At 55.4% G+C, this 13,767-nt stretch carries 11 protein-coding genes; 8 read left to right on the top strand and 3 right to left on the bottom strand.

Going from position 1 to position 13,767, the window contains the following annotated elements:
- The first annotated feature begins 3 nt into the window (after window positions 1-3).
- The 3 genes from MPN20_RS16235 (at window position 4) to MPN20_RS16225 (ending at window position 2,327) form a co-directional block, all read left to right on the top strand.
- A complete protein-coding gene (locus MPN20_RS16235) occupies window positions 4-171 on the top strand; it encodes an acyl-CoA dehydrogenase family protein (protein WP_278189704.1) in 168 nt (55 codons plus the stop codon).
- A gap of 94 nt (window positions 172-265) precedes the next feature.
- The gene (locus MPN20_RS16230; RefSeq protein ID WP_242783826.1) at window positions 266-1,153 is read left to right on the top strand and encodes a MaoC family dehydratase N-terminal domain-containing protein; all 888 of its coding nucleotides are present in this window, start codon (window positions 266-268) and stop codon (window positions 1,151-1,153) included.
- A gap of 10 nt (window positions 1,154-1,163) precedes the next feature.
- Window positions 1,164-2,327, top strand: coding sequence for a CoA transferase (locus tag MPN20_RS16225; RefSeq protein WP_242783825.1), 1,164 nt, complete (start codon window positions 1,164-1,166; stop codon window positions 2,325-2,327).
- A gap of 122 nt (window positions 2,328-2,449) precedes the next feature.
- Here MPN20_RS16225 and MPN20_RS16220 read toward each other — a convergent pair whose 3' ends face one another.
- Both MPN20_RS16220 and MPN20_RS16215 read right to left on the bottom strand, forming a co-directional pair.
- The gene (locus MPN20_RS16220) at window positions 2,450-3,514 is read right to left on the bottom strand and encodes a restriction endonuclease PLD domain-containing protein (RefSeq protein WP_242783823.1); all 1,065 of its coding nucleotides are present in this window, start codon (window positions 3,512-3,514) and stop codon (window positions 2,450-2,452) included.
- Between the two features lie 33 nt (window positions 3,515-3,547).
- Window positions 3,548-4,633: a DNA cytosine methyltransferase gene (locus tag MPN20_RS16215; RefSeq protein ID WP_242783821.1), complete on the bottom strand. Its 1,086-nt coding sequence runs from the start codon at window positions 4,631-4,633 to the stop codon at window positions 3,548-3,550.
- A gap of 189 nt (window positions 4,634-4,822) precedes the next feature.
- Here MPN20_RS16215 and MPN20_RS17585 point away from each other — a divergent pair, with 189 nt between their 5' ends.
- From MPN20_RS17585 to MPN20_RS16190, 5 genes are all read left to right on the top strand, one after another.
- A complete protein-coding gene (locus MPN20_RS17585; RefSeq protein WP_242783820.1) occupies window positions 4,823-7,465 on the top strand; it encodes a Z1 domain-containing protein in 2,643 nt (880 codons plus the stop codon).
- Window positions 7,458-9,326 carry a hypothetical protein gene (locus tag MPN20_RS16205; RefSeq protein WP_242783818.1) on the top strand — a complete coding sequence of 623 codons (1,869 nt, stop codon included), beginning with the start codon at window positions 7,458-7,460 and terminating at the stop codon, window positions 9,324-9,326. Before MPN20_RS17585 ends, MPN20_RS16205 begins: the two co-directional genes overlap by 8 nt.
- A complete protein-coding gene (locus MPN20_RS16200) occupies window positions 9,323-10,240 on the top strand; it encodes a hypothetical protein (RefSeq protein WP_242783816.1) in 918 nt (305 codons plus the stop codon). The genes MPN20_RS16205 and MPN20_RS16200 overlap by 4 nt, the downstream gene beginning before the upstream one ends.
- On the top strand, window positions 10,233-11,486 hold the full coding sequence (locus MPN20_RS16195) for a hypothetical protein (protein ID WP_242783814.1): 1,254 nt from the start codon (window positions 10,233-10,235) through the stop codon (window positions 11,484-11,486). The genes MPN20_RS16200 and MPN20_RS16195 overlap by 8 nt, the downstream gene beginning before the upstream one ends.
- Window positions 11,487-11,588: 102 nt before the next feature.
- A complete protein-coding gene (locus tag MPN20_RS16190; protein WP_242783812.1) occupies window positions 11,589-11,864 on the top strand; it encodes a very short patch repair endonuclease in 276 nt (91 codons plus the stop codon).
- Here MPN20_RS16190 and MPN20_RS16185 read toward each other — a convergent pair.
- Window positions 11,856-13,415: an IS1634 family transposase gene (locus tag MPN20_RS16185; RefSeq protein WP_242783811.1), complete on the bottom strand. Its 1,560-nt coding sequence runs from the start codon at window positions 13,413-13,415 to the stop codon at window positions 11,856-11,858. The two genes, MPN20_RS16190 and MPN20_RS16185, sit on opposite strands and share 9 nt — an antisense overlap.
- Window positions 13,416-13,767 lie beyond the last annotated feature (352 nt).

Raw genomic sequence — 13,767 nt, 5'->3', positions numbered from 1 at the left:
GAGATGGCGGAGAAGGTCACCTCTGAGGGCGTGCAGATCCATGGTGGTGCCGGGTACACGAAGGACTTCGCGGTGGAGCGTCATTGGCGTGACGCACGTTTGACGAAGATCTTCGAAGGCTCGTCAGAGATCCAGATGCGCATCATCTCCGACGAACTTCTTGGACGTTAGAGGACCGCTCGGACGCTAGAGAGTTTTTCGGGTGCTGAGCGGACTGCTCGGGCGCTGAGATGAGCGAAGATAGAGGACAGATGGAGGCACAAGCATGAGTGGGGACGGAATGAACAATGGATCGGTTGATCTCCAGGGCTGGGTCGGGCGACAGTCCGTCGTCGAAGAGATCGCGTCGGGGGAGCGGGCGTCTCGACTTGATTCCCTCCTTGAACGGGAAGCATCAAATTCTGATGCGCAGACTATCTTCCCTCTCGGCCACTGGCTGCACTTCAGCGAGGACGACGTCCCGATGAGCGACCTCGGTGCCGACGGACACGCGAAACTCGGCGGATTCATGCCACCGGTGGACCTGCCTCGGCGGATGTGGGCCGGCAGTGACCTCGAATTCCACTCACCTATCACGGCCGGGCAGACTCTGACCCGGACGACAACGATCGAATCGATCACGGAGAAGACCGGCGGAAGCGGTCGCCTCTGCTTCGTCATCCTCCGGCATGAAGTCGTCGCCGACGGGACCCTGGCGACGACCGATCGGCACACGATCGTCTACCGGGAGGCGACCACCTCGGGCAATGTGGGGTCGGCGGCCATGCCTCCACGCGAGGACACACCGGAACCTGAGGGGTGGGACTGGGTGCGCTCGGTGCGGCCCAACGAGGTCACGCTTTTCCGCTACTCGGCGCTGACGTTCAACTCCCACCGCATTCACTACGATTACCCGTACGTCACCGAGGTCGAGGGCTATCCCGGGCTCGTCACGCACGGACCGCTGACGGCCACGCTGCTGCTCGACGCGTTCATGAAGAGCCATCCGGAGGCCACGGTCGCCGGGTACAAGTTCACGGCGAAGTCGCCGCTGTTCGCCAATGAGCAGATCCACCTCGTCGGTCGCAGCACCGGTGCCAATACCCATGAAATCGCGGCCATCGCCCCGGGTGGCAAGACCGCCGTCGCCGCTACCGTCACCACCGCACTCTGAGGAGAAGCCCATGTCAGAGATACGACCGGCGCCACTGGCCGGACTCAAAGTCATCGAGATCTCCGCGTTCGTCGCTGCTCCACTGGGTGCGATGACCCTGGCGCAGCTCGGCGCGGACGTCATCCGCATCGACCCGATCGGCGGCAACATCGACGCCAACCGGTGGCCGATCAGCGATGACGGCACGAGCATCTACTGGGCCAGCCTGAACAAGGGCAAACGTTCGGTCACCCTGGATCTCAAGTCCGAGGAAGGACAGAAGATCGCCACGGATCTCATCGCGCAAGCCGGCACGCTGGTCACCAACCTGCCCGCCCGTGGATGGCTGAGCTACGACAATCTCGTTCAGCACCGTGAAGACCTCGTCATGTTGCGGCTCAACGGCTCTCATGACGGGAAACCGGCCGTGGACTACACAATCAATGCGGCCAGCGGGTTCCCGATCATCACCGGTGACGATGAGCGCCCGGTCAACAATGCCATCCCGGCGTGGGATGTCGCCGCGGGGCTCTACATCTCGAATGGGATCATCGCCGCCGAGTTGGAACGGCGCTCGTCGGGGAAGGGCCAGGAGATCACCCTCGCCCTGTCTGACGTTATGCTCGCGACCGTCGGCAACCTCGGCTACATCGCCGAGGTGCAGGCGACTGGGAAGACGCGTGGGCCGTTGGGCAATGGGCTCTATGGTGCCTATGGTCAGTCGTTTGCGACCTCAGATGGTCGCGAAATCATGGTCGCCGTCATTTCAAACAAGCATTGGCGCGGGCTGGGTAAGGCAACCGGTCTGAGCGAGAAGCTCGAGATGATCGGGCCGATGCTCGATGTTGATCTGAACACCGAGGGCGGTCGCTTCGAGGCGCGCGAGGCTATCGATGCTGTGCTGCGCCCGTGGTTCGCTGCGCACACCGTCGCCGAGGCGGCTACTGCGTTGGCTGATGCCGGTGTGCTTCAGGGAGAGTTCCAGACCTTCGAGGAGCTCGTGAACAACGATCCGTGGTGTTCGTTGGAGAACCCGTTGTTCGGTGAGATCGACCAGCCGGGAGTCGGCCGCGTGATGGCTCCTCGGGTGCCGTTGTCGTTTGCAGGATCGCCTGTGGCTGAGGCTGTTCCTGCGCCGCAGTTGGGTGGGGATACTGATGCGGTGTTAAAGGATCTTCTAGCGCGCGACAATTAGTCGAAGCCCAAACGAAACTTCAATGGCTCATTCGAATTATTTGCGCTAAATCGAAAATTGTTCATGAGGAGCATGCTGGTGGGGCTGAATTTATGCGTTGAAGAGAGCTGTCGACAGAGTCTTCATTCTTCCGCGACCAAATTCGCGACAGGGTCAGGTTTCGAAGTTTCAGGTGAAAAGTCAAGAATGTACTCGCCGTTCTTGAGGCGAGAGATTGTGACGTATGTACGTCCGTAACGCAGGAGATCTTCGATCCGGATCAATTCTCCGGGAGGGACCCCAAGCCTACTTCGCAAATATCTTCCAAGAGAAGCATTTGTTGGCCAGGTAGTTAGATCTTTGCCGGACCGTGCGGAACCACTCGCCCCGCGCAACACAAGTATTTCACCGTCGTCGCAAACAACATCGAACGGGGTGTTCTTGGCTGGGAAGAAGCCTGATTCGCCGACGCGAATTGGAATGGCAAGGTATGCTTCGTCGCGCGAAACTCTATTTGGACGAATCCCCCAATTAACGCCGGCGCCCCCACCGTAGCTTTGTTTCCGACTGTGGCTGTATAGGTAGAAGTCTTCAGATTCTTCAATCCCAAATTCGGTGCTCTCTGAAACCTTATCGAAGGTGCTCTCAGTGCCAAAGCGGGATGATTCGAGCGGGACCTGTTCTCGGACATCGTTAGCAATACAGCTGATGGCCGATTCCCACCGGGACAAGACATATGCCAAAGCGTCGTCGGCGGGAATAGCGTCCAGATGATTTTCTTGACTACGAGTTGATATTCCGAGCCCTTGCATGGTGAAGTTTGCAGAGCCAGCCCACGCGCGAGTTGCACGCAAAGCGGAGTCAGACCAGACGTACAACTTGCTATGGATATCGCGACCATGATCGCTTCGAATGTATCTGATCTGAACTCTGCCGTTCGACACTCGTTCCATCTGTTGAAACGCAATGTGATCTTCCCTCGTGACGCTACCTGTTGCAGACATGCCGATCAGGAGCCGCAATTGCGGCATGGTCGAGCTGAGCTTAAAGTCTGCTGCCGGTCCGATTTTGGACACATCGCCGCCATAGAGCATCCACATCGCTGTAGTTACCGAGGCGTACCCGGTAACAACGTGCAGGGTAGCTTCGCCAGGATCAGGGCGGAATGCGCTGAGCACCGCTTCAGCGTCTTCCGGAATCACAATCATCGAGATCTCCGTCTCTTGCTCGCCAGAGGCTGCCTAGGGCTGCACTCCTGGAAATTTGAGGTTTGGCTCAATTGAGGGGTAACTAAGCTGTTGCAACGACCGGAACAGGGCCTTAAAAATCACTTTTGCGCCACGGGGAGGAACTGCCATGCCGATCTGCTTCCTTACACTCTCCTTGTTCCCCTTGAATTCAAACCAATCGGGAAAAGTCTGCAATCGTGCCCTTTCCCTATTGGTCAGTGCTCTCGGGTCAGACCAGTGATAGACATGAGTGCCGCCGCCGCCGGAGCCAGTAACCGTGTATGCGGGTTTTGAAGGGTCTAGGCGTTTGTAGATCTGACTTAGCCGTGCACCTTTCACGTTGAGCTGGAGCTCTTCGGGGAGGTCCGCGGTGAACGCATTCTGCCCGGGAGCAATCAACTCGAGTCGTCGACGGACGTTGGCACTCTGCCGAGTAAATTCGTGATTGAACGCGTCAGCGGGGATCTCGGGAACTGTAATTGCTTGGCGCGAAGTTTCCGGCACATATTCTGCAATTGCAGGGTCCGGAACCTCGAAGATAATTCCGTCCTTGTGGAGGTCATCGCGGATTCCGACCACGATGATCCTGTGTCGAGCTTGGGGCACTCCGTACTTCTCGAACCTGTACTTGTGGACGACTGGCACGTATCCCGCGTCCTTCATCGATAGCAAGATATGGCGAAATGCCTCTCCGCCGTTTGCACCAGCAAGGCCACCCACATTCTCTGCTACGAACCATTTTGGCTGTTTTTGCTCCAAGACGTTCACTCCGTACTGGAACAAAGGTCCGTACGTGCCGTGGAGGCCACGGTGCTCTCCGACTACGCTGAAGTCATTGCACGGAAATCCGAATGCGAAGCCGTCAATGTCGCCGAGCTTGCTGATGTCGAGATCGCGTACATCCTCTACCGGCACGCTGTTGGGAGTTGCTCTCGGAATGTTGTGTATATATGTATCGACCGTCGGTTGGTCGTAGTCACTGGCCCATTCGTGCTGAACGTTCACGTTGGGAACCTCGTCAGCCGCGAAGTGGGCGCCAAGAGCCATCCCCCCTGGACCGCAGAAGAGTTCGCCCAGCCTGTACTCGTATTCACTCAATTGTCTTTCCTCCGCCTGTGCCCGTATGGCATCCTCCGATTGTACGGACAAGCCCTGACATTGCAGCTTAGGTCCGACTCGTACCGGGTGCAAATAGCATCATCTGTTTCGGAGTAGAGCTGATCAAGTGGCTACTTGTTCGTCTAGGCTTTGTAGTTAAGGACAGGCGAAGTCGGTGAGGGAGTCGGTGTGTATACAGAAGAAGATCTTAAGAACGTTGTCCCGGTTGTGCAGTCGTGGGTGAGCGACGGAAAGACGGTCGATGAGATCAGAAGCCAAGCCAGGCTCATCAAGGCGGATGCTGACCTGATTGATGCTGCGATCGAACTGCTGCTCGAGCAATCTGCCGTCGCCCCCGAAGTCGTGTCGGTCCTTGAGGAAGGCAAGGCCAAACGGCTTCCATGGTACAAAGGACCCCAGCCAGAGGATCGCCATTGGCCGGCCCTTAGGAACAGGTTGTACAAGGACCTGGGCAAAGAGGCATTAACAGCAATTGATAGTACGACGGACGCCATAATGCGCAGGATGCGTTCACCCAAGACGACCCATTTCGATACGAAGGGGCTGGTACTGGGCTACGTTCAGAGCGGAAAGACCACCAACTTCATGTCACTTGTGGCAAAGGCGGCGGACCGCGGGTATAAGCTGATCATCGTACTGTCAGGAATGACCGAAATCTTGCGAAGCCAAACGCAAGCGCGCATTGACGATATGTTGGTGGCCGGGGACTTCAAATGGCATCAATTGACCAATCTTGAGACCGACTTCGCGCAGTCGAACAACGCTGGCTCCTTATTCAGTAATTTTGCCAGTTCCCAAGGTGGGGCCATGATTGCGGTCATCAAGAAGAATCCAGCGCGCCTCCGTCGATTGCGTGACTGGCTCTTGGGTGCAGGAACGAACGCTATGAAGCTCGCGCCGATGATAGTCATCGATGACGAAGCGGATCAGGCCAGCATTGATGTGGGTAAGGACGCCATTTCGACCATCAACGAGCTGTTGCAAAACATACTTGGGCACCCAAGGTCTGCGTACGTGGCCTACTCAGCAACTCCGTTCGCGAACATGCTGATCGATCCGAATGACGAAGATAACCTTTATCCGAGAGATTTCATAGTTCCTATGCCACGGCCGAAGGGTTATTTCGGAGCCGAAGAGCTCTTTGGCATTGCCTCTGAAGCTGATTCCGACGGCCTAGATGTAGTCCGTAGGGTTCCCCCAGAAGATTTCGATGCTGTGCGGCCAGCCAACAGAACAGCAATCAAGAAGGGCTGGGATGCGCATGTCCCACCGTCTCTGCATGACTCGTTGCTTTGGTTCCTAGTGGCAACTTCTGCCAGGCGAATGAGGATAGGTCGCGCGCAACATTCAAGCATGCTAGTCCATTCTTCGATGCTTTCTGATGTGCACTTTGAACTTAAAGATGTGTTGGAAACTGAGCTTGCGAAGATTCGTAAAATTGTCACGTCTGGTTCGTTTGCTGAATCTGATTTGGATGCCGAATGTCAACGAATGTGGGCAAGAGAATGTGGACGTGTGAATGCTGCTCAATTCGGCCACGCCCCAATGCCATGGGAAGTCGTCCGCACAGCAATGCCCGGTGTCCTATCCGACGCGAGACTGATCGTCGACAACTACAGATCTGTCGATCGGCTGGCTTACGAGAGTGGAGATCCTGCAACCGTCATTGTGATCGGTGGAAACACCCTTTCCCGCGGTTTGACACTTGAGGGGCTGGTATCGAGCTATTTTGTCAGATCCGCTTCTGCTTACGATACGTTGTTGCAGATGGGCCGTTGGTTCGGGTACCGAAATGGCTATGAGGACCTATGCAGAATCTGGATGCCTAAGAACCAATCCTCGTGGTTCCGCGATCTTTCGCTGGTAGAGGCGGAAGTTCGCGAGCAGATTGATAGGTACGCGGCTGAGAGCCTTACTCCTCGTGAGCTAGGTGTGAGGATCCGATTGCACCCGACTTTGGCAATTACGATGGCAGCTAAGATGCGCAATGCCAATGTGGTGTCGATTTCATTCGGTTCCAGCCGCCCCCAAACTACTCTGCTCCCGATCGCACCGTCGATTCTCGAATCAAATGGAGAAATCATAGGCCAGTTCATCAAGGCACTGGCTGAAGGCAATGACCTGGCAAAGTTTCAGGCAGGCAAGAGCTCTGCAAATACACGACAAGGCTTCGTTGGGGTTGAGTCTAGCGAGGTATTGAAACTGATATCAAGATTTGAGTTCGCGGAAAATCAGGTGAGTTTCACACCGACTGCGCTTTCCCAATACATCAAAGAAGAGGTGGCCGCCGGGGGCTTGAACAGTTGGCGAGTCATTCTGATGGAAGGTAGAGGCGAACAGGTCGAACTGGATGTGTTCGGGTCGGTTCGCACCGTCATACGTAGTCGACTGGACGACGAAAATGACACTGTTGCAAATATCAAAGCTCTACCCAGCGATCGAGACAGGGCAATCGGAGTAGATGGTGAATACTCCACGACAGAGAGAGCAGTCGACATTGATGTACGCAGACAGAGGCTCCATCCAGAGATCGGCATTCTAAGGATCTATCCGATTGATCGCACTTCCAAACCCAAAGACGAATATACCGAGGAAAGTGAACTTCGTCGTGTACCACTCAACGCTGCGGCGACGGCGTTTGGCCTGGTCTTTGATTTCCCAGCCTCAAAGGAACCTCACCGTGCGGTCAAATGTGCAGTCGCGGATATTCCTTCGATCGAGCAGGAGAGCTTCGAAACAGACTTGGATGAGGCTCTAGACAATGACGAAGTGATAGCACAGTCCGACTCGGAGGATCACGAAATTGACTGAACTGGATCGCTACTCGGAGCCGGTACCGCCAACCGGAGCCATCGACGCATCTGCTGCAAAGCGTGCGATCGGGAAGCCCAAAGCGGAATTTTGGGATGTCCTTTTCAAAGAAGCGGTTCAGAATTCATGGGACGCAAGAATTGGACCGAAGATCAGCTTTGAGGCACACATTCGTTCATTCAGTTCTGAAGAGCAGAGCATACTGAGGGATCTCGTCTTCCGGGACGTCGGCGGAAAGGTGAACTCGGATCTTAGAGACGTGCTATCAAGAGAGGAGTCGACTGTTCTGATTCTACAGGACAGGGAGACTCGTGGCCTCGGGGGACCGACGGATGCATCGGCAGCGCTCAGTGAACAGATTAGGTCCGATTTCCGCAATTTCATTTTTGACATCGGCAGAGACTCTCGTCGTGCTGTGGGTGGTGGTACCTACGGATTCGGAAAAGGAATTCTGTACGAGGCGAGTTCGATCTCGACTTGCTTGGTGTATTCGCAGTTCGAGGACACCGGAGGCGAGCTGAACTCTCGGTTCATCGCGGCATCAGTCACTGAGCAACATGAAGAGAATGACCGCCGATTCACCGGAAGGCAATGGTGGGGCCGCGTCGTCGCCAGTGGCGACTTGAGGCGAGTCGAGCCTATTGAAGGGGAGGCCGCGAGGTGGCTAGCTGAGCAAATCGGGCTGGAGCTGCCTCACGGCGTCACAGGCACGTCTATCGGAATCATGTCGCCGAAAGAGTCTGCAACTACGTCGACCGCCGAGTCGAAATCGGACATCGCACGAGCGCTGACTAAAGCAATAAAGAAGTGGGCGTGGCCCCATTTAGTGGCACTCGATGATTCGTGCACAATTGACTTTTCGGTCGTAGAAGATTCCCTGCCCGTGAAAGTTTCGATTGATGACGATGCCGAATACGGTCCATTTGCCGAAGCCTACAGATCCATTTTGATGCGCCAAGCAAAATTTGACTACGAGCCACCTTTTACTTTGGCAGTTCATCGAATTCCAACAGATCCAGCGAAGAATCAGACCGGTTGGCTTGGCCTAAAAAACATTTTCGTCGAAGGAGAGACGCCACCTCTCAATAACAAAATTGCATTGATGCGGGGCCCCAAATTCGTAGTGGACTACATGGCAGTCAGGCCGCATGAGCATGGGACCCCTAGAGTAGGAGTCTTCTTAGCTGATCCAACCGAAGAAGTCGAGTTGGCTTTCGCTAAGAGTGAGCCTGTGACTCATGACAAATGGGCTCGAGAGCCTGGGCGCGCCAGAATCAGACCGATTGCCTGGACGCTCGATGATATAGCCAAAGTGACTGGACCCAAGCAGAAGTTGGAATCACCGAACGGCCCGGGTGAAGGGTCGGTCGGCGTTGCCAGGATCAGCAGATTGCTGGGAACTTCGTTGATCGGTCTGACCGGCTCAGGAGCGGAAGAGCCCCATCTGGCTCCGCAAACAGCGGGAGTGAGTTCGGGAAGTGCTAGTCGTCCCAGGGGGGTGCAGGCCCTCGTCGACGGCGCACCTCGATTTGTGCGTGCAGAACGTGAGCTGATCATTGTGGAGTTTCCTGTCAACGTCACCGTCTCCGCACGCGCAGATGTAGACGAAGACGAATTTAAGAAATTCATTCGGCCACGTGTGCGTGTGAAGGCAGAAGCAGGTCAGAAAACTTCACCGGAATCTGAAGAGGCAACTATCAGAGGTTGGTACGCCGACGGTGCGGAAATAGCTACAGAAGGCGGAGATCTCCCGCTCGGTGACGTTCCTGATGATGCAGACCTATGGTTGCGTATCGCCCACCGGCACGATGTCGCTGTAGTGGCGCAAGCCGGCATTGAGATCAGAAAGGTGGCTGAATGAGTGCGTTGAGCCGAGGGTACCGAATGTCCGGGACTAACTCTGCGTCTATTAAGAATTGGGTTGTTGATGTTTCGGGTGGAATTGAACTTGAATGTCCTGCCATCATCCCAGATTGGAGCTATTTTCATCCAATCTCGGTCTCATTGACTGTGCGAGTCGACCATGACCGTCTTTTTCGAACTGCTGGCATTGCAACGGACTCGGTGGTCGCATTATCTTTGAGCTGGTCCACCCGAAAGGTCGGACGCAGTGGAGTTGGAAGTGTCGTCCCAATTATTTCGGACGAGGCAACCGCTAAAGTTTCCATACCTCAGGGGCACGTGGGGGGAAGGCTTGTCCTGGATGCGAGAATCATTTTGCTCGAGTCTGGAACTGGAAATGAACCCTTCGCTCCGGTCGAGATTGGATCAATTTTGTGGGAGGACTCGTGTGAAGTTCAGCTGGAAGGCGATGCACCACGCTTGCCAGTCGTGATGATTCCGATTGGGCAGCCGCCATTTTCCGGCAACCCGAATGCGCGCTGGCACATTTCAATCAACCACGAAGACCTTACTCTTCCCGTCGATGTCGTTGTCCGTATTAACTTGAACGAGGCCAATCCTGCAATTGCAGGATTGCTGGATGGTGATAGCTCAGGTCAATCCAAGGTGCTTCTCTCATCATTGATGTTGGACCTGCACCGAGAGCTGGTTCGATGCGCACTATTGGACGTTGACGAGTTTGGGGTGGTTCCAAGAGAAGTAGCCACAGCCGACACTTTATACCCGAGCGGTTCGTTGGGCTCCGCGATGGAAGCGGACTTGGCGCTTCTTGGCGGGGAATTCGAGACTCTGCAGAACCAGGCGAAGCTGCGCTGGGCTGAATTGGATGTTGAAATCCAACGGAATCTGAATGTCGAGGTTTTGTATGAATGAAAAGTCCATACCAGTTTGGCCGAGGCTGGATTATTCACAGGCTGAGGCAGAATTCGACAGGCTGCTGACAATAGGACCGGACGAAGCGTGCGAAATGGTCAACCTGGTGGTTGACTCAGTTCGTTTTTACGAGACCGCAATACATACCGTGGATAGCCACAAATTGTCCGACCTTCGTGCCAAGACTATTGATTTGGCCGAGCGGTACGGTTTCCCCGGACATCGCCATTCGGGCGGATCATCGACCTTTGACCAAGAGCTCGCCGTGCTCTTCGAATCAGAAGTCCCGATGCTGGAAGTCGAAGCATCACTGTCATCGGTATGGCACTTCATGACTCTTCGAGTTTTGCCCGATGTGGCGATCTGGCGCTGGCCGGGCGACGATCCGAAGTCACGCGCTGAGGATGATGGCGTCCGTCTGAGAACTCATCGGCTTAAAGAGATACGACGAAACCTATTCAGACAAGCTTGGTACCGACAGAATCTACTCGGATCAGACGCCTGTCGTATTCTCAACGAGGATGCATTTGTGCAACTTACCGATCGCATGACTCTGCTGGGGAATCGCGCTTTGAACCATGCGATTACCCAGGAAACGTTGCGTTACTGGAAGCGTCCTGGCTTCAACCGCGAAGTCTTGAGGTTTGCATTGAGATTGGTCGGACAGGCGTGTGGACGAATTGCGGTCGAATCCATCGGAGAAGAAGCACGAGAGCAGGTCGTTTCAGAATGCTTTGACAGAGCACTTCGGGAAAGAGGAACACCTGACGTCCGTGTTAAGACTGAGCCACGTTTCGGTGAGTATGACTCTGCCGCGCCTGATTTGATTGTTGTTAGGGAGGGTGGCTCGCCAGAGGAAAACCGGATAACTGAAACCCGATCCGCCGTAGAGGAAAGGTTTCTGGAGCTTTCAGGACGGTATCGGCAAGAGCTGGCGCCTATCCTTGGTGCGTGTGATTTCAAGACAGTATCAGTTCTGTTAGATGAATCAAGCGCCGCGTTACGCAGTAGAACGATGTCGCTCAGGTCCAACCGGTTGGAAAGAAGCCTCAGTAGTTTGGTCGATGTCTGGCCGACGCTTTCGGCTGGCGAGCAATCTGTGGTGGCTTCGACGCTTCGGTTCTCAGTTCGTTCAATAGAAGGCTTCTCGGGTGACAAGGCGGGAGTGTTAGAAGGGGCGGAAGCTGTATTTAGAGCAGCGAATCTGGCCCTGGGTATGGTCCATTCTGGGAGGCATACTACTTGAGTATGGGCTTGTCGTGGGCATCTTCGGAACATGCGCGGCGCACGATGCAGGCGAACAGGAGGCGCGATACCAAACCTGAGCTGATGTTGCGTTCGATCTTGCATGCTCGCGGATTGCGATTTCGTGTTGATCGCGCCCCTGTCAAAGGTGTCTGGTTGCACGACATCGTTCCTCCATGTCTCCCGACATCATTCCGCCCCTGTCAAAGGCATTCGAACACACGCCGATATCGTCTTTGCTAAAGCGAAGATCGCCGTCTTCGTCGACGGGTGCTTCTGGCATGGTTGTCCTGATCATTTCGTAATGCCTAAATCCAACACCAAATATTGGTCCGACCTGAGTTGCATAGGTTTAGTTACCCTGGCGGAGTCAACGTGATTGGGCAGTCGGTAGCGCGTCGAGGAGTTTCCGCGCCGCCGGCGGGATATCCGGGGCGAGCGTGATCTCCTGATCACCAATGACGCCAGTGAACTCCCGCAACGGACGCAACGTCGTGATGATCTTCTTCAACGACAATCCAGTCGCGTCCTGCATGAACCGTGCGACGCCTAACGCGGTGAACACCACCGTCAAATGCGCCTCGATCGCGTCCCGGGTCCGGTGGAACATCGGCCGTGCGTCCAGATCTGTCTTCGACATCCGAAACGACTGCTCGACATGCCAGAGGTCGTGATAGCTGCCGATGACCTCGGCTGCCGGCATGATGGTCCTTGGAATATTGGTGACGTATCCCTTGAATCCGGAGAGCTTCATCGCCCGGTCATAGGCCTTCTCATCGAAGACTTTCTCCGCTCCCTTGGTCTTGACGAACCTCGCTGATTTCGGTTGCGAGTCGCCCTCGATGATGGCTATGGCACGGTTGCGCTGCAGATTCAGGATCTGTTCGTCACGCATCGCTCTCTTGCGTCGGTACTGCCACACAGCCCGCCACGCATCCGGAAACGACTCCGCGTCCCAGACGGGTTCCGACCTCGTTTGTGTTCGGTCTGGGTCAAGTCGTTTCTGGCCACGAGGAGTGATCGTATCGATGACGGTCTGGTCATCGGCCCACTCGCCGTTCCAGGTGAAATATGTTGCCAGGTCGTGTGGGGCCTTGACCTGTCTGGAACCCACAATGAACCGCAGGCCTGCGTCATCGAGTTCGGTCAAATTCTTCGACGAGAGCATTCCGGCATCGGCAGCCACGACCATGTCCGATACTTGGTGGCGGTCCTGGAAGCGTTTGATCACAGGAATGATCGTGTGGGTCTCTGCTTTGTTGCCTTCGAAGCACCCGATCTCTAACGGGAACCCTGTTCGGTCAACGAGGAGGCCGACAACGATCGGCGGGTCGACTCGGCGTTCTTTTGAGTATCCGACCTTTCGCAGACTGTCTTCTTTCTCTGCCTCGAAGTACAGGGTGGTGACGTCGTAGAGGAGGAGACTGATCCCGGTCGTGGCCACTGAGTAGTCGAAGCACTTCGCTGCGATCTGGTCGCGATAGTTGTGGTCGCGGGCGCGTTTGAGACACGTCAGGAACGTGTTGCGGTGGACAGTATCGACACCGAGCTCGGACAGGACTCTCACGCTATCGGATTTCGAGGTGGGCTCGATCAGGCGGGCGAGGACGAGTTGGAAGAAGGCCTCGTCATCAACAGTATCGAACCCTAAATGCTGGTACGCGGCCCGGATCGTATCGACGATGACTTGTGACCGACTCGACTTCACGACCGCGGGTGCAGTAGCTGGTTTGTCGGTGTGGTCGAAGTCGAGGATTCCTTGGCCGGGGTGGAGTTTGTCGCGGCCCAGAGCCATGAGTGCTGCGAGTTCTTCGGGAGTGTGGGCTGAGCCGAGGTGTTCGACGATGCGATAGCGTCCACCTGTTTTGTCAGCGATCTGCACGGCGGTGGCCCCGGATGCTGTGGGGACTTTACGCACGAATGGGCTCATAACCCCATTTTAGTGTCGAATTTAGTTACCCAAAAGCGCGAGCTATGACTCGCTTACCAGGACAAACGTTCCAGGACACTGTGAAATCACCGGTCACCTGTGCAAGTCAGGTCCGAGAAGATCAATCGTAACCGAGAACGAGATACATCATCTGGGTGGCATTAGCCGATGAGGGCTGGGTCGTGATTCGTGTATGGGAGCATGACGATCCGGCTACGGCCGCTGATCTGATCGAACGAAAATGGAGACTCAGGACCTGCTAGGGCGTGTCTCCTTTATTGACCATTCCAGGACTGGCACGGTGGAGACGTGACTACACAGCAACGACACCGAGTCTTCACTGATGAGCAGT

The organism is Brevibacterium sp. ZH18 (assembly GCF_022748595.1).
GTDB lineage: Bacteria > Actinomycetota > Actinomycetes > Actinomycetales > Brevibacteriaceae > Brevibacterium.
Note: the sequence above shows the minus strand (reverse complement) of the source record. Positions and strands in the feature narration are given on the sequence as shown.

Excerpts from the sequence above, each read along its gene's own strand:
- MPN20_RS16235 (WP_278189704.1), top strand. The coding sequence starts at position 4 with ATGGCGGAGAAGGTCACCTCTGAGGGCGTGCAGATCCATGGTGGTGCC.
- MPN20_RS16230 (WP_242783826.1), top strand. The coding sequence starts at position 266 with ATGAGTGGGGACGGAATGAACAATGGATCGGTTGATCTCCAGGGCTGG.
- MPN20_RS16225 (WP_242783825.1), top strand. The coding sequence starts at position 1,164 with ATGTCAGAGATACGACCGGCGCCACTGGCCGGACTCAAAGTCATCGAG.
- MPN20_RS16220 (WP_242783823.1), bottom strand. The coding sequence starts at position 3,514 with ATGATTGTGATTCCGGAAGACGCTGAAGCGGTGCTCAGCGCATTCCGC.
- MPN20_RS16200 (WP_242783816.1), top strand. The coding sequence starts at position 9,323 with ATGAGTGCGTTGAGCCGAGGGTACCGAATGTCCGGGACTAACTCTGCG.
- MPN20_RS16195 (WP_242783814.1), top strand. The coding sequence starts at position 10,233 with ATGAATGAAAAGTCCATACCAGTTTGGCCGAGGCTGGATTATTCACAG.
- MPN20_RS16190 (WP_242783812.1), top strand. The coding sequence starts at position 11,589 with ATGCTCGCGGATTGCGATTTCGTGTTGATCGCGCCCCTGTCAAAGGTG.
- MPN20_RS16185 (WP_242783811.1), bottom strand. The coding sequence starts at position 13,415 with ATGAGCCCATTCGTGCGTAAAGTCCCCACAGCATCCGGGGCCACCGCC.